Raw genomic sequence first — 18,431 nt, forward strand, 5'->3', positions numbered from 1 at the left:
CGCCCGCAGGCGTCTGAGCAGGGCGTGAACGTTCGGAGGACGCCGGGGGTGGCATTCACCAGTTCTTCACAGCGGTGGGACACACTACTTGTGTGAACAAGTACCTGCTTCCGCTCCCAGCACTCGTGCTCGCCACCACCCTGTCCGGAGCGGCGCAGGCTGCCACGTACCGCGCGGCAGACGGCACGGCCACCTTCAACTACCGGGTCACGGTGGTCCCCGTGACCGGCACCATGACGGGCGTCACGGCGAACGTCACGCTGGACCCGCAGGACCTCGCCGCGACGAAGGGCACCGTCACCGTGCCGGTCTCGACGCTGAAGACCGGGATCACGCTGCGCGACAACCACGCCAAGGGGGCCGGGGCGCTGGGCACGGCGCAGTTCCCGAACGCCACCTTCGAACTGACCTCCCTGACCGGCGGGAAGCTGACCGAGGGGCAGACCGTGGCGACCACCGCCACCGGCAAACTGACCGTCAAGGGCACCACGAAGACCATCACCGCGCCCATCAAGGCGACCCTGAGTGGCGGCAAGGTGAACGTGAGCACGCAGTTCAAGTTCAACCCGTACGACTTCAACGTGCGCTACCAGGGCGGCGCGGACAGTGTCACCGTCGACGTGACCTTCGTCCTGGCCGCCAACTGACCGGCGGCCAGCAGAACAGACGGGCGGGAAACGGGCGCTGGGACGGCCCTGCTCCCGCCCCTGTTTTTTTGAACCCGGTCCACCGAGCCGTTGGTGTGCAGAGGACACGAAGTCAGGTGTTGACAGGACGGGTTACACTGCGACATGCGAGGTGCCCCCCCCCACTGTGGGGGACGGCCCTCAAGACTGGAGGCACAGCATGAAAGTAGGGATTAACGGCTTCGGCCGCATCGGTCGTCTGGTGTTCCGTGTTCTGGAAGCTCGCGGCGTTGAAGTGGTCGCCATCAACGACCTCACCGACAACAAGACGCTCGCCACCCTCCTGAAGTACGACAGCACCGCCGGACGCTTCAACGGCACCGTCGAATTCGACGACAACAGCCTCACCGTGAACGGCAAGAAGATCCACGCACTCGCCGAACGCGACCCCGCCGCCATCAAGTGGGGCGAAATGGGCGTCGACATCGTCATCGAATCCACCGGCATCTTCACCACCCGTGAAGGCGCCGGCAAGCACATCGAAGGCGGCGCGAAGAAGGTCATCATCACCGCCCCCGCCAAGAACGAGGACATCAGCATCGTCCTGGGCGTCAACGAGCAGGACTACGATCCCGCCAAGCACCACATCATCAGCAACGCCAGCTGCACCACCAACAGCCTCGGCGCGCCCATGAAACTGCTCGACGAGGCCTTCGGCATCGAGAAGGCCATCATGACCACCGTGCACAGCTACACGAACGACCAGCGCGTTCTGGACCTGCCGCACAGCGACCTGCGCCGCGCCCGCGCCGCCGCCGTGAACATCATCCCCACCAGCACCGGCGCCGCCAAGGCCGTCTCGCAGGTGTACCCCGCCCTGAAAGGCAAGTTCGACGGCACCAGCCTGCGCGTGCCCACCCCGGTCGGCAGCATCAGCGACGTGGTCGTCATCCTGGGCCGCGAAGTCACGGTCGAGGAAGTCAACGACGTGTTCCGCAAGGCCGCTGAAGGCAGCCACAAGGGCATCATCAGCTACACCGAAGATCCCATCGTGCTGCAGGACATCGTCGGCGACCCGCACAGCGCGATCATCGACGGCGGCCTGACCATGGCCATGGGCAGCCTCGTGAAGTTCTTCAGCTGGTACGACAACGAGTGGGGCTACAGCAACCGCATCGCGGACCTGACCCAGCTCGTGCAAGACAAGGGCTGAACACCGCCCGGTGATGGTTGATGGTTGATGGTTTCCCGACTGTCGACCATCAACCATCACCTTTTGCCTGTCTTTTTCACCTGCCTTTGCCCCGGAGGAATCATGCAGAACCTGAAATCATTGAATGTGAGTGGACAGCGCGTGCTGGTGCGCGTGGATTACAACGTGCCGATCAGCGGCGGCGTGGTGCAGGACGACACGCGCGTCACGGCCAGCCTGCCGACCATCCGCGCGCTGCTGGAAGCCGGCGCCCGCAACGTGATCCTGATGAGCCACTTCGGCCGCCCGAAAAACGGCCCCGAAGAGAAGTACTCGCTGAAACCCGTCGCGCCCGTGCTGGAAGGCGTGCTGGGGCAGCCCGTGACGTTCATCGCGGGCACCGCCGACAGCGATGAGACCCTGGCCGCCGTGCAGGCCCTGCCGGAGGGCGCCGTGGCGCTGCTGGAGAACGTGCGGTTCAGCGCCGGCGAGGAGAAGAACGACGCGGACCTGAACGGCCGCCTCGCGCGCCTGGGTGACGCGTTCGTGCTGGACGCCTTCGGCAGCGCGCACCGCGCGCACTCGTCAGTGAGCGGCGTGGCGGGCCTGCTGCCGCACGCCGGCGGCCTGCTGCTGGAAGCCGAGGTGACGGCCCTCGGGAAACTGCTGAACAACCCCGAACACCCGTACGTGGTGATCATCGGCGGCGCGAAAGTCAGCGACAAGCTGCTGGTCATCGAGAACCTGCTGCCCACCGTGGACCGCATGCTGATCGGCGGCGGCATGGCCTACACCTTCGTCAAGGCGCAGGGCGGGAAGATCGGCAAGAGCATCCACGAGGACGACTTCCTGGACAAGGCCCGCGAACTGCTCGCGAAGTACGGCGAGAAGATCGTGCTGCCCACCGACACCCTGGTCGCCGACGCCTTCAGCGCCGAGGCTAACACCCGCGTGGTCCCCACCGCCGAGATTCCTGACGACTGGGAAGGCCTGGACATCGGCCCGGACAGCCGCGAGGCGTTCACCCAGGCGCTGGCGGGCGCGAAGACCGTGTTCTGGAACGGCCCGATGGGCGTGTTCGAGTTCGAGAAGTTCGCGGGCGGCACGAACGCCATCGCCCAGGCCGTCGCGGACCTCGGTGAAGGCACGTACAGCGTGATCGGCGGCGGCGACAGCGTCAGCGCCATCAACAAGAGCGGACAGGCGGACCGCGTGTCGCACATCAGCACGGGCGGCGGCGCCAGCCTGGAACTGCTCGAAGGCAAGGCGCTGCCCGGCGTGGAGGCCATGAAATGAAGAACCTGCTGGCACTCAACTGGAAGATGAACAAGACGCCCAGCGAAGCGCAGGCCTGGGCCAAGGAACTCGCGGCGGGCCTGACCCCCGGCGAGGCGCAACTGGCCGTCATGGCCCCCGCCATCATGCTGCCCGCCCTGGCCGCGAACCTCCCGGCCGGCGTGGCCTTCGGCGGGCAGGACGTGTCCGCGCACGAATCCGGCGCGTACACCGGCGAGATCAGCGCCGCGATGCTGGCCGACGTGGGCGCCCGCTACGCCGTCGTGGGCCACAGCGAACGCCGCGAGTACCACGGCGAGACGGACGCCACCGTCGCCGCGAAGGCCCGGCAGGCGCAGGCGAACGGCCTGACGCCCATCGTGTGCGTCGGCGAGGGCCTGGACGTGCGCGAGAAGGGCGAGCACGTGCCCTACACCCTGGCGCAACTGGAAGGCAGCCTCGAAGGCGTCGGCCCGGACGTGGTCATCGCATACGAACCCGTGTGGGCCATCGGCACCGGCAAGACCGCCACCGCCGACGACGCCGAGGAACTCGCCCTCGCCATCCGCGAGGCCCTCACCGTCCGCTACGGCAGCGACGCCGACCGCATCCAGGTGCTGTACGGCGGCAGCGTCAAACCCGACAACATCGCCAGCATCTGCGCCAAACCCAACGTGAACGGCGCGCTGGTCGGCGGCGCGAGCCTCAAGGTCGCCGACGTGATCGGCATGAACGACGCCCTGAAGTAAGGGGGGCAAGGCAGACAGGAGCAGCGGCCGGGAAACTGGCCGCTGCTCCTGTTGATGGCGGATGGCGGATGGCGGATGGTCAACAGCGTGTACGCGGCATCTGCGCCCGCGTCAACCCCGGCCTACGGCCCGCTTACAGCACGGTGAAGATCAGGACGGCGAAGGCGAAACCGATCACGCCGATCAGGGTTTCCATCACAGTCCAGGTCTTGAAGGTGGTGGGGATGTCGAGGTTCAGGAGGCGGCCCACCAGCCAGAAGCCGGAGTCGTTGACGTGCGACACGACGACGGAACCGGCAGCGGCAGCCACGACGACGGCAGCCACGTCGGTGCCCGCGTACCCGGCGGCGGCCACGGCAGGCTGGATGAGTCCGGCGGCGGTCAGCAGGGCGACGGTGGCGCTGCCCTGCGCGATGCGGAGGATGGCGGCGATCAGGAACGCGGCGGCGATGACGGGCACGCCCAGGTCGGCGAGACTGCCGGACACGGCGTCCCCGATGCCGCTGGCGCGCAGGACCGCGCCGAACATGCCGCCCGCCCCGGTGATCAGCACGACGGACGCGATGGGCCCCAGCGAGGAGTCGAGGAGTTTCTCGATGGTGACGGGGTCACGGCCCCGGCGGGCGCCGAGGACGACGGCGGCGACCAGGACGGAGATCAGCAGGGCGACGGGCGTGTTCCCGAACAGGCGGATCAGAACGACGGCCGGGTTGGCGGCGTCGATGCTGCCGGCGGTGGCGAGGGCGTTCAGGCCGGTGTTCCCGAAGATCAGGATCAGCGGCAGCAGCAGCATGGCGATGACAGTCCCGGCACGGGGCGGGTTGCTGGGAGCCTCGACGCTGAGGGGACCGCCGCTGAGGAGTTCCGGGACGGGGTTCGGGTAGCGTTTTCCGGCCCACAGGCCGAACAGGTACGCGGCGAGGTACCAGGTGGGCAGCGCGACGATCAGGCCCACGCCGATCAGGGTGCCCATGTCGGCCTTCAGCAGGTCGGCGGCGGCGACCGCGCCGGGGTGTGGCGGGACGAAGACGTGCATGACCGAGAACGCCCCGGCAGCGGGCAGGCCGAAGCGCAGGACCGGCTGGTTCAGGCGGCGGGCGACGGCGAACACGACGGGCAGCATGACGATCAGGCCGGCGTCGAAGAAGATCGGGAAGCCGAACAGCAGTGAGGCCACACCCAGCGCAAGCGGGGCGCGGTGCTCGCCGAAGCGGGTGACCAGCGTGTCCGCCAGGACTTTCGCGCCGCCGCTGGTTTCCACGAGGCGGCCCAGCATGGCGCCCAGACCGACGAGCAGGGCGACGCTGCCGAGGGTACTGCCGAAGCCGTCGGTCAGGACTTTCACGATCTCGCCGGTGGGCAGGCCGGTGGCGAAGGCGGTGATCAGGCTGATCAGGATCAGGGCAACGAAGGCGTGCAGGCGCAGCGCCATGATCAGGAACAGCAGGGCGGCCACGGCGGCGGCGGCAATGCCGAGCAGCGTGGGGGCGGACAGGGTCTGGACGAAGGTTTCCATGAGGCTCCGGGCGCGTTACAGGGCGCGCAGGTCGTGCGTGAGGGTCTGGAGGGCGAGGGCGGCGTGCCGGTACTTCCGGCCGAGGGTGGCGTACAGGGGGGCGTCGGCGTCGGGTTCGACCGCGTCGAAGGTCAGGGTGTGGGGGAGGTCCAGTCCGGCGCTGCGGGCGGCGATCAGGGCCGCGCCGAAGGCACTGCCCTCGAACAGGTCGGCGCCGTCGGGGACGAGGACGGGGGCGTTCAGGGCGTTCGCGAGGACGCGCAGCCACGCGCGGGAGCGGGTCAGGCCGCCGGTCACGCGGTACTCGCGAAGGGGTTGCGTGCCGCTGGCGAGCAGGTCGGACAGCCACGCGAGGTGCAGGGCGACGCCTTCCATGCCGGCGCGGGCGATGTCGTGCGGGCCGTGGTGCAGGCCCAGGCCCAGCAGGCTGCCGCTGACGTGCGGGTCCCACAGCGGGGCGCGTTCGCCGCTCAGGGCAGGCAGGAACAGCAGCTCGCGTGCGCCGGGCGTGGTGGCGTGCAGCAGGTCGTCGAGGTCCTGTGGGATGTTCAGGTGGTCGCGCAGCCAGTTCAGGACGATGCCTGCGTTGTTGCTGGGGCCGCCCACCAGGTAGCGTTCCTGGCCGCCGTGGTCGGCGCGGTAACTGAACAGGTGCGCGTGCGGGTCGGCGGCGGGGCGGGGCGTGAAGGTGCGGATGGCGCTGCTGGTCCCGACGGACAGGGCCGCCTGGTCGGGTCGGGTGATGCCGAGGCCCTCGGTGGCGGTCACGCCGTCGCTGGCGCCGATGGCCCAGTGGGCGGCGGCGAGGCGCGGGTAGCGGGCGCGGTAGGTGGGTTGCAGGGGCGGCAGGGGCGTCTCGATGGGGTGAATGCTGGGCAGTTGCGCGGCCGTGACGCCGGCCTGCGCGAGGGCCTGCGGGTCGTAGGTGCCGCCGCGTCCCAGGAGGCCGGTGGCGGAGGCGGTGCTCTGGTCGGTCCAGTACACGCCGAAGAAGCGGCGCAGCAGTTCTTCCTTCACGCCGCTGACGCGCTCCACGTCATGCAGTTGACCGGTGGCGTTCAGCGCGGCGAGTTTCACGGCGGGCGTCATGGGGTGCCAGGGCACGCCGGTCTGCGCGTGCAGGTGCGTGACCGGGTGGCCGCCGGTGCCCGCGCGCAGGTCCGCGAAGGTGAACACGTCGGACGGACCGCCGCTGCGAATCAGAGTCAGGGTGTGCATGGCGTTGCTGAATCCGGCGGCCTGCGGGGTCAGGTCGTGGCGGGTCAGGTACTCTTCCATGCCGCCAAGGGCGAGCGTGAAGGCCTGCATCAGGTCCGGGAGGCGCTGGGTGGCCTGTCCGGGCTGTTCGGCGTGCAGTGGGTACGGGAATTGCAGGCGGTGGCGTTCGGTGCGGCCGTGGAACAGCACGGCTTTCAGGGCGGTCGTGCCGAGATCGAAGGCGACCACCAGCGGCGGGGCCGATGGGGGGTGGGTGAGTTTTGGCATGGATCTCCGACGCGCTCTGTTAGCGCTAACAGGGTGGTGCAATTTAGATAACGAACGTTAGGCCTCGCCGCCCCGGAAGTCAAGCACGCAGACTTCAGTCCCGGACAGGCGTTGGGCATGAACCACGTCCAGGACGACATGTTCACCTGATGGGAACACGCCTGCCAGCAGCCAGGAGGACGGCACCTCTGTGCCGGACATCCCTGGAATCGGCACAGACCTCTGCCAGCCGGACGGAGTTCAGCTCAGGTCGTCTGGCGTGGGCGGAGTTCGCAGGGGAAGGTGACCAGTCCGGCCTTCAGGGTGGGGGCGTTCAGGCGGCGGGCGACCTCCGCGCCGATCTCCTCGCGGGGCGTGAAGACGGTGCTCAGGGCCGGGTGAACGTGCGCGGAGATGCTCATGTCGTTGTGCCCCAGGATCGCCACGCGGCCCGGCACGCTCAGGCCCTGGCGCAGGCACTCGAACAGCGCCCCGGCGGCCACGTCGTCGTTCGAGAAGTAGATGGCGTCCACGCCGGGCTCGCGGGTCAGCAGGCGGCGCAGCAGGGTCACGCCCACCTCGATCGAGGAGGGTTCCTCGACGTTCTCGGCGGCGCAGGGCACGCCGCAGCGTTCGGCCTCGGCGCGGAAGGCCTGCATGCGCCGGGCGTTGCGGGCGTCCCCGATGCCCAGGCAACTGGCGTACGCGAGGTGCCGGTACCCGCGTTCGATCAGGTGCCGGGCCGCCATCGTCCCGGCCTGCGCGTGGTCGTACCCGATCAGCAGGTCCGCCGGGTCCGGGTGGGCGTCCATGACCTCAATGATGCGCACGCCGAAGCGCCGCAGGGCGGGCAGCACGCGCGGGTCGTGGTCCGTGCCGGCCAGGACCATCACGTCGGGGCGCAGGGAGAGGAACTGCTGCGCGGCGCGCCACTCGCGCTGCGGGTCGTACTCGGTCAGATCGATCGCCAGTTGCCAGCCGGGCTGGGTCAGGCCGCGCTGCACGCCTTCCAGGAACGGCACGTACACGCTGTGGTGCAGGGTCGGCAGGACCATCGGCAGCAGGCGCACCGGGCCGCCGCCGGCCAGGGTGCCGGCCATGCGGTTGGGAATGTACCCCAGGGCCTCCACGGCGGCCTGCACGCGCTCCCGGATGGGCGCGGTCACGATGTCCGGGCGGTTCAGGGCGCGGCTGACGGTCATGCTGCTCACGCCGGCCTCGCGGGCCACGTCGGCCAGCGTCACGCCTTTCCCGGTTCCCTTCATGCGCCGGAGCATAGCGCGCGGCCCGTATAATTCCGCTCATGGCTTCAACCAGTATCCAGAACCTGAAAGCCCACGTGGGCGAGCCGGTCACGCTGCACGCGTGGCTGACGGACAAGAGCGGCAAGGGCAAGATCCAGTTCCTGAAACTCCGGGACGGCAGCGGCTTCGTGCAGGCGACCGTGTTCAAGACCGACGTGCCCGAGGACGTGTTCGAACTCGCCAAGCGCCTCACGCAGGAGCAGGCGGTCACCGTGACCGGCGAGGTCCGCGCGGACGACCGCGCGCCGGGCGGCGTGGAACTCAGCGTGCGGGACCTCTCCCCCATCAGCGAGAACCACGGCGAGTACCCCATCACGCCCAAGGAGCACGGCATCGAGTTCCTGATGGATCACCGGCACGTGTGGCTGCGTCACCGCCGCCCGTGGGCGATCATGCGGGTCCGGGACAGCGTGCAGCGCGCCATCGTGGATTTCTTCCACGGTGAGGGTTTCATCCGTTTCGACGCGCCGTTCTTCACGCCGAACGCCGCCGAGGGCACCACGGAACTGTTCGAGATTGACCTGTTCGGCGAGGACAAGGCGTACCTGAGCCAGACTGGGCAGCTGCACGCTGAGGCGGGCGCGTTCGCATTCGGGAAGGTGTACACCTTCGGCCCGACCTTCCGCGCCGAGAAGAGCAAGACCCGGCGCCACCTGCTGGAATTCTGGATGATCGAACCCGAGGTGGTGCCCAGCAACCACGCCGAGAACATGAACCTGCAGGAACGCATGGTGAGCTTCATCGTGCGGCGCGTGCTGGACGAGTGCCGCGCGGAACTGGACCTGCTGGGCCGCGACGTGAGCAAACTGGCGGGCGCGGCGGAAGGCAACTATCCGCGCATCACGTACACCGAGGCGCTGGAGATCGTGCGCAAGCACATCGAGGACCGCGACCTGCCCCCGAACGTGCAGGAGGACGTGCAGCCTGTCGAGTGGGGTGACGACCTGGGCGCGCCGCACGAGACGATCCTGGGGCATCACTTCGACCGGCCCGTGATCATCGAGCGGTACCCGGCGGCCATCAAGGCGTTCTACATGCAGCCGGACCCCGAGGACCCCCGCGTGGCACTGTGCGACGACATGATCGCCCCGGACGGCTACGGCGAGATCATCGGCGGCAGCGAACGCATTCACGACTACGACCTGCTCAAGTCCCGCATCGAGCACGAGGGCCTGCCCCTGGAAGCCTTCGAGTGGTACCTGGACCTGCGCCGCACGGGCAGCATGCCGCACGCCGGGTACGGGATGGGCCTAGAGCGCGTGATCGCGTGGATCACCGGCATCGACCACATCCGGGAGGCGATTCCGTTCCCGCGCATGCTGACCCGTATGCGTCCCTGAAGACCGGTCGAGAGGGGCGAGGCAGGCCGTCTCCGGCTCACCTCGCCCCTCTCTGCTGATGGTGTGTGGTGGCGGAGAACAGGAGTAGAGTAAGTGAATCTATTCACGATAGATCCGGATCGTGAAATAATTGTTGACTTTATGATCCATCTTCTCTAGGTTCACCCGGAAGCCAGCCCCGCCACTCCGGCCCCGGGCGAGCATCCGGACGGCGCGGGGGGATGCGGTAGACTGCCCCCATGATCGCGTATTGCGAGGTGAGTGCCTTCACCGACACACCCGGACACGGCAACCGTGCGGGCGTGGTGCTGGACGCTGGCCACCTGACCCGGCAGGACATGCAGGCACTGGCCGCCATGCTGGACGCCCCGGAAACCGTGTTCGTGCTGGGGCACGCCGACGGACTGGCCCGCGTGCGCTACTTCACGCCCACACAGGAAGTCGACTTCTGCGGGCACGCGACCGTCGCGCTGGGCCTCACGCTGGCGCAGGCAGGCCTGTGGCGCGGCGAGGCGCTGGCGCTGGACACACTGGCCGGGCGCATCCCGCTGCGGCTGGAATGCCGCGCAGGCGTGCCCTGGCGCGTGTGGATGCAGCAACCCACGCCGCAGTACCGCCCGGTACCCGCCACACTGCGCGGCGAACTGGCCGACTCGCTGGGCATCGACGCCCGCATGATCCACCGGGGCCTGCCCCTGGCGGCCGCCAGTACCGGCCTGTGGAGCGTGTTCGTGCCGCTGCTGGACGCCCTGATCCTGGACGGCCTGGAACCGGACTTCCCACGCATCCACGCGCTGACCGAGGCGCTGGGCGTAGGCAGCATCTACGCCTACGCGCCCATGGGCGTCAACCGCTTCGCCGCGCGGGATTTCGCGCCCGCGCTGGGCATCCCGGAAGACCCCGTGACCGGCAGCAGCGGCGGCGCACTCATGGCGCTGCTGGCCAGCCAGGGCCGCCTGCCGGTGCGGCAGGAGCGGGCGTGCGGCATGATCTACCAGGGGCACGCGCTCGGCACGCCCGGCGAGATCGAGGTCGAACTGGAACTCACGGGCGAGCGGGTCACGGCCGTGCACGTGGGCGGGCAGGCCACGCTGGAACGCGAGGGGCAGTGGGCGCCCCGTCAGCCCAGCGTGCGCAGCTGAGCTTCCCTCCGGCCGGACCGCCCACCTGTCCACCCCACCGGGCCTTCCGCTGACGGTCCGGGCCTATAGTGCCCGGATGCTTGGATTGATCTGTGTGGATGTAGACGGCACCCTGGTCGGCACCGGGAACGTGATTCGGGACGACGTGTGGGCCGCGCTGGCCGACGCGCGCGAGAAGGGCGTGCACATCGCGCTGTGCTCGGGACGGCCCGCCATCGGGAACGCCCGCGCGTACGCGGAGCGGCTGGACCCGGACGGCTGGCACGTGTTCCAGAACGGCGCGAGCATCGTGAAGGTCAGCAGCGGCGAGAGCCTCAGCGAGCCGTTCCCGGCGCAGGCCCTGCCAGGATTGATCGGGCGGGCGCACGGGACGGGACGGCTGTTGGAGGTGTACACGGACCTGGAGTTCGCGATCACACACCCCGGCGAGTACGCCGAGCGGCACGCGGCGCTGCTGGGCGTTCCGTACGACGCCCGCCCGCCCGAGGCGCTGGAGGGGACGGTCGTGCGCGTGCAGTGGGTCGTGCCGCGCACCGAGGAGCACGCGGTTGTGAACGAGCCGCATGAGGGCCTGGACCTGCATCCGGCGGGCAGTCCGGTCATGCCGGACGTGTCGTTCATCAGCGTGACCCGCGCGGGCGTCAGCAAGGGCAGCGCCATCGAACGCATCGCCGCGCACTACGGCGTTCCCATGGACCGCGTGATGATGGTCGGGGACGGCGAGAACGACGTGACCGCCATGCGTGTGGTGGGGCACCCGGTCGCCATGGGGAACGCCGACCCGCCCGCCGTGGCCGCCAGCCGCTACCGTGTGGCGCACGTGGACGACGGCGGCCTGCGTGAAGCGGTCGAACTGGCCCTGACGCTGTAAAGGGTTGATGGTTGACAGTGGATGGTTGATGGAGAACGGGTGGCTATTCCGTCAACTGTTCACTGTTCCCCTCACGCAGTGCGGGCGTGGCTGATGTTCGCGCAGAAGGAGAACCTGCAGCTGGAGCTGGCGCGCTGGCTGGCCGCCGACATCCTGCGGACCGCGATCGCCCCAAGCTGGGACGACATCGGGAAGCTGACCGCGATTGCCACGCTGCGCACGCTGCTGAACTACTTCCTGCAACGCGAGATCGACGGCCACCGCGCCCGGCACGCAGGCGCGGCGGACCAGAGCGTCAGTCGCCCGTGACGCTGCGGATGGCCTGCACGATGCGCTCACCGTAATTCTCGAGGCGTTTGGGGCCCAGGCCGGGAATATCGGTCAGTTCTGCTGGCGACTGCGGCTGGCGGGCGGCCAGGGCGTCCAGCGTGGCGTTCGTGAAGACCACGTAGGCGCTCAGGCCGGTCTCGCGGGTCAGGTCGCGGCGCAGGTCGCGCAGGGCGTCGGCCACGCGGTCCGTGAGGTCCGGGCGGGCTGTGGCGGACCCGGTGGGCGGGGCATCCAGCAGGGCCGGGGCGCCGGGGACCGGGCCACTGGGGCGCGGAGTACTGGGGACAGCGCCGCGCAGGACGCCCAGCACAGCGCTGTTCTCGCGCACGCCGCGCTCCTGTGGGGTGGGGACAGGCGTGGGCGTGCCGGTCAGGTGATCGCGGACGATCTGCACGACCTCATCGCCGTAATCCGCGAGTTTGCGCTGCCCGACGCCGCTGACGGTGCCCAGCAGGGCGTGGCTGGTGGGTTTCAGGTCGCACACGGCTTTCAGGGTGGCGTCCGTGAACACCACGTACGGGGGGACGCCCTGCGCGCGGGCGCGTTCCAGCCTCCAGGCGCGCAGGGCCTCGAACAGCGGCTGGTCGGCGGGGGCGACGGGTGCGCGGCCCGGCCCGCTTTTGGCACGGTCCCGGTCGCGTTTGCTGGGGCGGGGGGCCAGGGTGTCCTCGCGCAGGGCGAGGGTCTGCTCGCCTTTCAGGATGGCGCGGGCCTTGCCGGTGGCGCTCAGGCCGTGGTGTTCCCCGGCGGCGAGGTAGCCGAGGCTCACGAGTTGCCGCAGCAGGCCGCGCCAGTACTTCTCGTCGTGCGCGGCGCCGACCGCGAAGGTGGGCAGCTGGTGGTGCCCGAGGCTCACGACGCGTTCAGTGGCGTGGCCCATCAGCACGTCCGTCAGGTGCGCGGCGCCGAAGCGGTTGCCGGTGCGGATCACGGCGGACAGCGCCATCTGCGCCTCGCGGGTGGCGTCGCGCACGCGCGGGGGGTTCAGGCAGGTGTCGCAGTTCCCACATGGGGCGGGCAGTTCCTCGCCGAAGTACGACAGCAGCACCTGTCGACGGCAGCTGGCGGCCTCGCAGTACGTGAGCAGCGCGTCGAGTTTCGCGGACTCCACGCGCTTGACCTCCTCGGGCGCGTCGCTGGAGGCCAGCATGCGGCGCACGTTCACCACGTCCGCGAGGCCGTACACCATCCAGGCGGTGCTGGGCAGGCCGTCGCGTCCGGCGCGGCCGGTTTCCTGGTAGTAGCCTTCCATGCTCTTGGGCAGGTCCAGGTGGGCCACGAACCGCACGTTGGGTTTGTCGATGCCCATGCCGAAGGCGACGGTGGCGACCACGACCAGCCCTTCCTCGTTCAGGAAGCGTTCCTGGGCGCTGTTGCGTTCGCGTGGCGGCAGGCCCGCGTGGTACGCGACGGCGTCCACGCCCTGCGTCTGGAGCCAGCGGGCGGTCTCCTCGACGCTCTTGCGCGACAGGCAGTACACGATGCCGGCGTCGCCCCGGTGCTCGGCGTTGATGAAGTCCAGCAGTTGCGTCTTGGGGCCTTCCTTGTTCGCCACGCGGTACTGGATGTTCGGGCGGTCGAAGGAACTGATGAACTGCGGCGCGCCGCCCAGTTGCAGGACATTCAGGATGTCGGCGCGGGTGCGGTCGTCGGCGGTGGCGGTCAGCGCGAGGCGCGGAATGTGCGGGTAGCGGTCGGGCAGCACATTCAGGCCCTGGTACTCGGGCCGGAAATCGTGACCCCACTGCGAGACGCAGTGCGCCTCGTCCACCGCGAACAGCGCGACGGGCGCGCGGTCGAGCAGGTCCAGCGTGCGCGGCAGCAGCAGGCGTTCCGGCGCGACGTACAGCAGGTCCAGCTCGCCGGACAGCAGGGCCGATTCAACCTCGCGCATGCCGTCCAGGGACAGGGTGGAGTTCAGGAACGCGGCCCGCACGCCGAGCGCCCGCAGGGTGTCCACCTGATCCTTCATCAGCGCGATCAGCGGCGAGACGATCACGCCCACGCCGGGGCGTAGCAGGCTGGGCACCTGATAGCACAGACTCTTGCCGCCGCCGGTGGGCATCAGGACCAGGGCGTTGCCGCCGCCCGCGACGGTCCGCACGATGTCGGCCTGCACGCCGCGGAAGGCGTCGTACCCCCACACCTTTTTCAGGATGTTCAGGGCGGCGGTGTCGTGGGTGGTGGGCGCGGCAGGAGCAGACATTCCCCCCCAGCATAGCGCGTTACGCCCTGTGCGTAACCCCGCCCCGCCGACCCGCGCGGCAGCTCAGCGTGGCTTGACCTCGACCGGCACCCGCAGGTCCGCCCCTAGGTCCAGCGTGGGCTTCGCGAACCGGTCCCGCAGGAACCGCCCGTGCGTCAGCAACTCCTGCCCGCCCGACTGCAACGCCGAATTCAGGACGTCCTGCACGCCGTCCAGCAGCAACTCCAGCTGCTCGACCAGCAGGGCGCGGCCGGTCTTGCCGTCCTGCAACGGCGCGCTGTCCGCCAGGGTGCGCGGCAGCTTCAGGTACGCCTCGACGGCGTTCGGAGCGTACTCCTCACGGATGGCGCGCGCCACGTACTCCGCCTCGCTGCCCGCCTGCCCCTGCGCCCGCAACAGGTCCAGCGCCTCCTGCGAACGCAGGTTCAGCGCCGCCAGCTGCGCGCGGGCGTCCGCCGGGAGCCGCTCGTCGCGCACGTACCCGCCCAGCCCGGCGTCCTGCGCTCCTGCGGGGGATTTGGTCAGGATCACGCCGCCTGCCTGCTGCGGCAACGGCACCGGCGCGACAGGCACCGCGCGCTCCGGCGCCGGCTCCCGGAACGGTGAGGACGCCAGCCACGCCATCCCCATGAAGAACAGCGGGTAGATCAACCAGCCCGCCCCCAGCGCCATGAACACGGCCGCCGCCAGCAGACCCGCCAGCAACCCCGGCTGCGCCGCCCGCCAGTTCCCGAACGCCCGCGAGCCGAAGAAGCCCAGCAGCATCCCGGCCGCCGGGTGAACCACCCACGCCGCGCCCAGCACCGCCAGCAGCGCAATCACGGCCGAGGCGCGCGCCACCCCCGCGAACGTCTCGCCCTGACGCGAGAACACCGTCTGCGCGAAGAAGGCGATGGCGAACGCCGCCGCCACCTGCACCATCCAGCCCAGCGGCCCCAGCAGGTCACCCAGGTCCATCACACGCTCGCCTCCATGACTTCCAGCATGACTCAGGGTACACCCGCGCCCGCACCAGACCCGGTCAGCGGCAGTTGCAGGAACACCAGATCCAGCCAGCGCCCGAACTTGAACCCCACCTGCCGGAAGTGCGCCACCTGCCGGAACCCCAGCCCCTCATGAAACGCGAGGCTCCCGGCGTTCCCGGCGTCCACCCCGCCGATCAGCGAGTGCAGCCCCCGCCCACGCGCCTGCGCGATCAGCGCCAGCAGCAGCGCCCGGCCCAAACCAGCGCCCCGGCAGTCATGACGCACGTACACGGAATGCTCGGCCGTGAACCGATACCCCGGCTTCTCCCGGAACGGCCCGAACGTCGCCCAGCCCGTCACCACGCCGTCACGGTCCGTCACCAGGACCGGCCAGCCGCCCTGCACCTTGTGATCGAACCACGCCAGCCGCGACTCCAGACTGACCGGCTCCAGGTCGTAACTGGCCGTCGTGTGCAGCACCGCGTGATTGTAGATCTCCAGGATGGCCGGAACGTCTGCGCGGGTGGCAGGGCGGACAGTGGGCAGGCCAGGGGTGAGCAGGTCGGGCATGCACTGACCCTACCGCCCGCACGGACCGCCCGCCTAGGCCAGACGGCGCATCACCGGCCCGACGACCGCCGGTCAGAATGCAGGTCGTTTCAGGAGGCCTGCCATGTCCATTCCACCGCCGCCCACTGCCAGGTGGGTCGCTCCCTTCTATGACCTTCAGGACCGTCTGATCGGTTGTTACTCCGCGCCGCTGCACCCGGCGCATGTCGAGGCGGCCCGGCGCCTGCGCGGGCAATACCCGCAGGCGAATCGGCTGCTGGAACTCGGCGCCGGGGGCGGTCAGTTCGCCGTCAGCGCCGCCGCCCAGGGGTTCGCGGTCACGGCACTGGAGTTACGGGCTGCGGGCGTGGAGCACACGCTGCAGCTGGCACGCGAGCAGGGCGTGACCCTGAGTGCCGTTCAGGGGGATTTCTATGCGGCCGATCCGGGCGGTCCCTTCGATCTGATCGTGTACTGGGACGGGTTCGGTGTCGGCAGCGACGACGACCAGCACCGGCTACTGACCCGCATGGCCGGCTGGCTGGCACCCCAGGGGCACGCGCTGCTGGACATCTACACCCCCTGGTACTGGGCCAGTCACGCCGGGTACACCCGCCACACCGACACCTACACGCAGGTATACGGCTTCGACCGCGCCTCCGGCCGTATGACCGATACGTACCTGGAGCCGGGCGGGCAGCGGCACAGCCAGTCGCTGCGCTGCTACTCCCCCGACGACCTGCGCCGACTGCTGGCAGGCACGGGGCTGCGTCTGGCGCGGGCCGAGCCGGGCGGGATGTTCGACACCGGCACCGGAACGTGGCACCCGCAGGCGGACTGGGCGTCGTGCATGACGTTTCAGGCGGTCCTCGTGCCGGAGTAGACCGGCGCGTGCCGGATGAAAACACGAACCGCGCCCCCTCCGTGAAAGGAAGGGGCGCGGTCTGCCGGTTACCAGTCTTACTTGCGGAGGCTGGGGTTCAGGACTTTCTTGCGCAGGCGGATGTTGTTGGGGGTGAGTTCCACCAGTTCGTCCTCGCTGATGTACTCGAGGGCGTCCTCGAGGCTCATGCGGCGGATGGGCGTCAGGGTCAGGGCGTCGTCGGCGCCGCTGGAGCGGACGTTCGTGAGCTTCTTGTTCTTGCAGACGTTCACGTTCATGTCCTGCTCGCGGGCGTTCTCGCCGACGATCATGCCGATGTACACTTCCGCGCCGGCCTCGATGAAGAAGGAGCCGCGGTCCTGGAGTTTCCAGATGGAGTACGCGAAGGCGGGGCCGTCTTCCATGGAGACGAGGCTGCCGTTCTGGCGGCTCTTGATCTCGCCGGCCCAGGGGGCGTAGCCGTCGAAGATGTGGCTCATGATGCCTTCGCCCTGGGTCATGCTCAGGAACTGGTTACGGAAGCCGAACAGCGCGCGGCTGGGGATCTTGAATTCCACGCGGACGCGGCTGCCCATGGGTTCCATGTTGACCATCTGGCCCTTGCGGCTGCCCAGCACGCCGATGACGGCGCTGGAGAGGCTCTCGGGCATGTCGAGGACGAGGTGCTCGATGGGCTCGTGCTTCTCGCCGTCGATCTCGCGGATGATCACCTGGGGCGCGCCGACCTGCACTTCGTAGCCTTCGCGGCGCATGGTTTCGAGCAGGATGCTCAGGTGCAGTTCGCCGCGGCCGCTGACCTTGAATTCGTCGGGGCGGATTTCCTCGACTTTCAGGGACACGTTGGTCATGACTTCTTTCTTCAGGCGGTCGTTCAGGTGACGGCTGGTGACGTACTTGCCGTCGCGGCCCGCGAAGGGGCTGGTGTTCGGCTGGAAGATCATGCTGACGGTGGGTTCGTCGACGGTGATGATGGGCAGCGCTTCGGGGTCGGCGAGGTCGGCGACGGTCTCGCCGATCTGCGCGTCCTCGATGCCGGCCAGGGCGACGATGTCACCGGCGCTGACGGAGTCGACTTCGATGCGGCGCAGACCCATGTGCGTGAAGGGCTGCACGACGCGGCTCTTGGTCATGGTGCCGTCTTTGTGCATCAGCTGGACGAACTCGCCTTTCTTGACGGTTCCGCGCTTGACGCGGCCCAGCACGATGCGGCCCAGGTACTCGTTGTAGTCGAGGTTCGTGACGAGCATCTGGAAGGGCGCGTCGATGTCCACGCTGGGGGCGGGGATGTGCTCGAGAACCATGTCGAACAGTTCGTGCATGTCGTCCTGGGGCTTGTCGAGTTCCTTGTAGGCCTTGCCGTCGCGGGCAACGGCGTACAGGATCGGGAAGTCCAGCTGGTCGTCGTTCGCGCCGAGTTCGGCCATCAGGTCGAAGGTCAGGTTGACGACTTCTTCCGGGCGGGCGTCGTTGCGGTCGATCTTGTTGACGACCACGATGGGCTTGAGGCCCAGTTCGATGGCCTTGCGCAGCACGAAGCGGGTCTGGGGCATGGGGCCTTCGGCGGCGTCCACGAGGACCAGGGCGCCGTCGACCATGCCGAGGACGCGTTCGACTTCCCCGCCGAAGTCGGCGTGGCCGGGGGTGTCGACGATGTTGATCTTGATGCCGTTGTACTCGACGGCCGTGTTCTTCGCGAGGATGGTGATGCCGCGCTCTTTTTCAAGGTCGTTGCTGTCCATGGCGCGTTCGGTGATCTCTTCGCCGTGGCCGAGCTTCAGGGTCTGGCGCAGCAGGGCGTCCACGAGGGTGGTTTTACCGTGGTCGACGTGTGCAATGATCGCGATGTTTCTGTATTCCATAACTGTCCGTCCTTTTTCCGCCCGGCCACGCCGTCCGGCCTGTGCGGGCCTGGGCGCGAGGGGCGGCAGCGTCCCTGCATCTTGCTGCATGAACTGTGGTGCTTAAAACGCCCGCCGCACTGTCGCCGTGGGCGGGACACCCAAAACAGGATTTTACCAT

At 69.0% G+C, this 18,431-nt stretch carries 15 protein-coding genes and 1 pseudogene; 9 read left to right on the forward strand and 7 right to left on the reverse strand.

What is annotated here, in order from left to right; translation table 11 throughout:
- Window positions 1-92: 92 nt before the first annotated feature.
- The 4 genes from BXU09_RS13940 (at window position 93) to tpiA (ending at window position 3,842) form a co-directional block, all read left to right on the forward strand.
- Window positions 93-647, forward strand: a complete 555-nt coding sequence (locus BXU09_RS13940) for a YceI family protein (RefSeq protein ID WP_240501258.1) — start codon at window positions 93-95, stop codon at window positions 645-647.
- Window positions 648-846: 199 nt separating this feature from the next.
- Window positions 847-1,839: a type I glyceraldehyde-3-phosphate dehydrogenase gene (gene gap / locus BXU09_RS13945; protein WP_078304317.1), complete on the forward strand. Its 993-nt coding sequence runs from the start codon at window positions 847-849 to the stop codon at window positions 1,837-1,839.
- A 102-nt stretch (window positions 1,840-1,941) separates the two neighbouring features.
- Window positions 1,942-3,114 (forward strand): phosphoglycerate kinase, encoded by a 1,173-nt coding sequence (locus tag BXU09_RS13950; protein ID WP_078304320.1) that lies wholly within the window; start codon window positions 1,942-1,944, stop codon window positions 3,112-3,114.
- Window positions 3,111-3,842, forward strand: a complete 732-nt coding sequence (gene tpiA / locus BXU09_RS13955) for a triose-phosphate isomerase (RefSeq protein WP_078304322.1) — start codon at window positions 3,111-3,113, stop codon at window positions 3,840-3,842. Before BXU09_RS13950 ends, tpiA begins: the two co-directional genes overlap by 4 nt.
- Window positions 3,843-3,975: 133 nt before the next feature.
- Here tpiA and BXU09_RS13960 read toward each other — a convergent pair whose 3' ends face one another.
- From BXU09_RS13960 to BXU09_RS13970, 3 genes are all read right to left on the reverse strand, one after another.
- On the reverse strand, window positions 3,976-5,358 hold the full coding sequence (locus BXU09_RS13960; RefSeq protein ID WP_078304325.1) for a GntP family permease: 1,383 nt from the start codon (window positions 5,356-5,358) through the stop codon (window positions 3,976-3,978).
- Between the two features lie 15 nt (window positions 5,359-5,373).
- Window positions 5,374-6,843 carry an FGGY-family carbohydrate kinase gene (locus BXU09_RS13965; protein ID WP_078304329.1) on the reverse strand — a complete coding sequence of 490 codons (1,470 nt, stop codon included), beginning with the start codon at window positions 6,841-6,843 and terminating at the stop codon, window positions 5,374-5,376.
- Between the two features lie 245 nt (window positions 6,844-7,088).
- Complete coding sequence (locus tag BXU09_RS13970) at window positions 7,089-8,087, reverse strand: LacI family DNA-binding transcriptional regulator (RefSeq protein WP_168174597.1); 999 nt, start codon at window positions 8,085-8,087, stop codon at window positions 7,089-7,091.
- A gap of 38 nt (window positions 8,088-8,125) precedes the next feature.
- Here BXU09_RS13970 and asnS point away from each other — a divergent pair, with 38 nt between their 5' ends.
- From asnS to BXU09_RS21535, 4 genes and pseudogenes are all read left to right on the forward strand, one after another.
- Window positions 8,126-9,466 carry an asparagine--tRNA ligase gene (asnS, locus tag BXU09_RS13975; protein ID WP_078304334.1) on the forward strand — a complete coding sequence of 447 codons (1,341 nt, stop codon included), beginning with the start codon at window positions 8,126-8,128 and terminating at the stop codon, window positions 9,464-9,466.
- Window positions 9,467-9,705: 239 nt separating this feature from the next.
- Entirely contained in the window at window positions 9,706-10,608 is a 903-nt protein-coding gene (locus BXU09_RS13980) for a PhzF family phenazine biosynthesis isomerase (protein ID WP_078304336.1), read from the forward strand.
- Between the two features lie 76 nt (window positions 10,609-10,684).
- Window positions 10,685-11,479 carry a Cof-type HAD-IIB family hydrolase gene (locus tag BXU09_RS13985; protein WP_078304339.1) on the forward strand — a complete coding sequence of 265 codons (795 nt, stop codon included), beginning with the start codon at window positions 10,685-10,687 and terminating at the stop codon, window positions 11,477-11,479.
- A gap of 138 nt (window positions 11,480-11,617) precedes the next feature.
- Window positions 11,618-11,788: pseudogene (locus BXU09_RS21535) on the forward strand (DUF1622 domain-containing protein); the annotation flags it as partial.
- Here the strand turns inward: BXU09_RS21535 and recQ are convergent.
- From recQ to BXU09_RS14005, 3 genes are all read right to left on the reverse strand, one after another.
- Window positions 11,775-14,015, reverse strand: a complete 2,241-nt coding sequence (recQ, locus tag BXU09_RS13995; protein ID WP_078304346.1) for a DNA helicase RecQ — start codon at window positions 14,013-14,015, stop codon at window positions 11,775-11,777. The pseudogene BXU09_RS21535 and the gene recQ overlap by 14 nt on opposite strands.
- Before the next feature lie 63 nt (window positions 14,016-14,078).
- Entirely contained in the window at window positions 14,079-14,972 is an 894-nt protein-coding gene (locus BXU09_RS14000) for a hypothetical protein (RefSeq protein ID WP_078304352.1), read from the reverse strand.
- Between the two features lie 32 nt (window positions 14,973-15,004).
- On the reverse strand, window positions 15,005-15,550 hold the full coding sequence (locus BXU09_RS14005) for a GNAT family N-acetyltransferase (protein ID WP_078304356.1): 546 nt from the start codon (window positions 15,548-15,550) through the stop codon (window positions 15,005-15,007).
- A gap of 103 nt (window positions 15,551-15,653) precedes the next feature.
- Here BXU09_RS14005 and BXU09_RS14010 point away from each other — a divergent pair, with 103 nt between their 5' ends.
- Window positions 15,654-16,412, forward strand: a complete 759-nt coding sequence (locus BXU09_RS14010) for a class I SAM-dependent methyltransferase (RefSeq protein ID WP_078304360.1) — start codon at window positions 15,654-15,656, stop codon at window positions 16,410-16,412.
- A gap of 77 nt (window positions 16,413-16,489) precedes the next feature.
- Here the strand turns inward: BXU09_RS14010 and typA are convergent, their stop codons facing one another.
- Window positions 16,490-18,271: a translational GTPase TypA gene (typA, locus tag BXU09_RS14015; protein WP_078304364.1), complete on the reverse strand. Its 1,782-nt coding sequence runs from the start codon at window positions 18,269-18,271 to the stop codon at window positions 16,490-16,492.
- Window positions 18,272-18,431 lie beyond the last annotated feature (160 nt).

Origin of the sequence: Deinococcus sp. LM3, from assembly GCF_002017875.1 — a bacterium.
In the GTDB taxonomy this organism is placed as follows: domain Bacteria; phylum Deinococcota; class Deinococci; order Deinococcales; family Deinococcaceae; genus Deinococcus.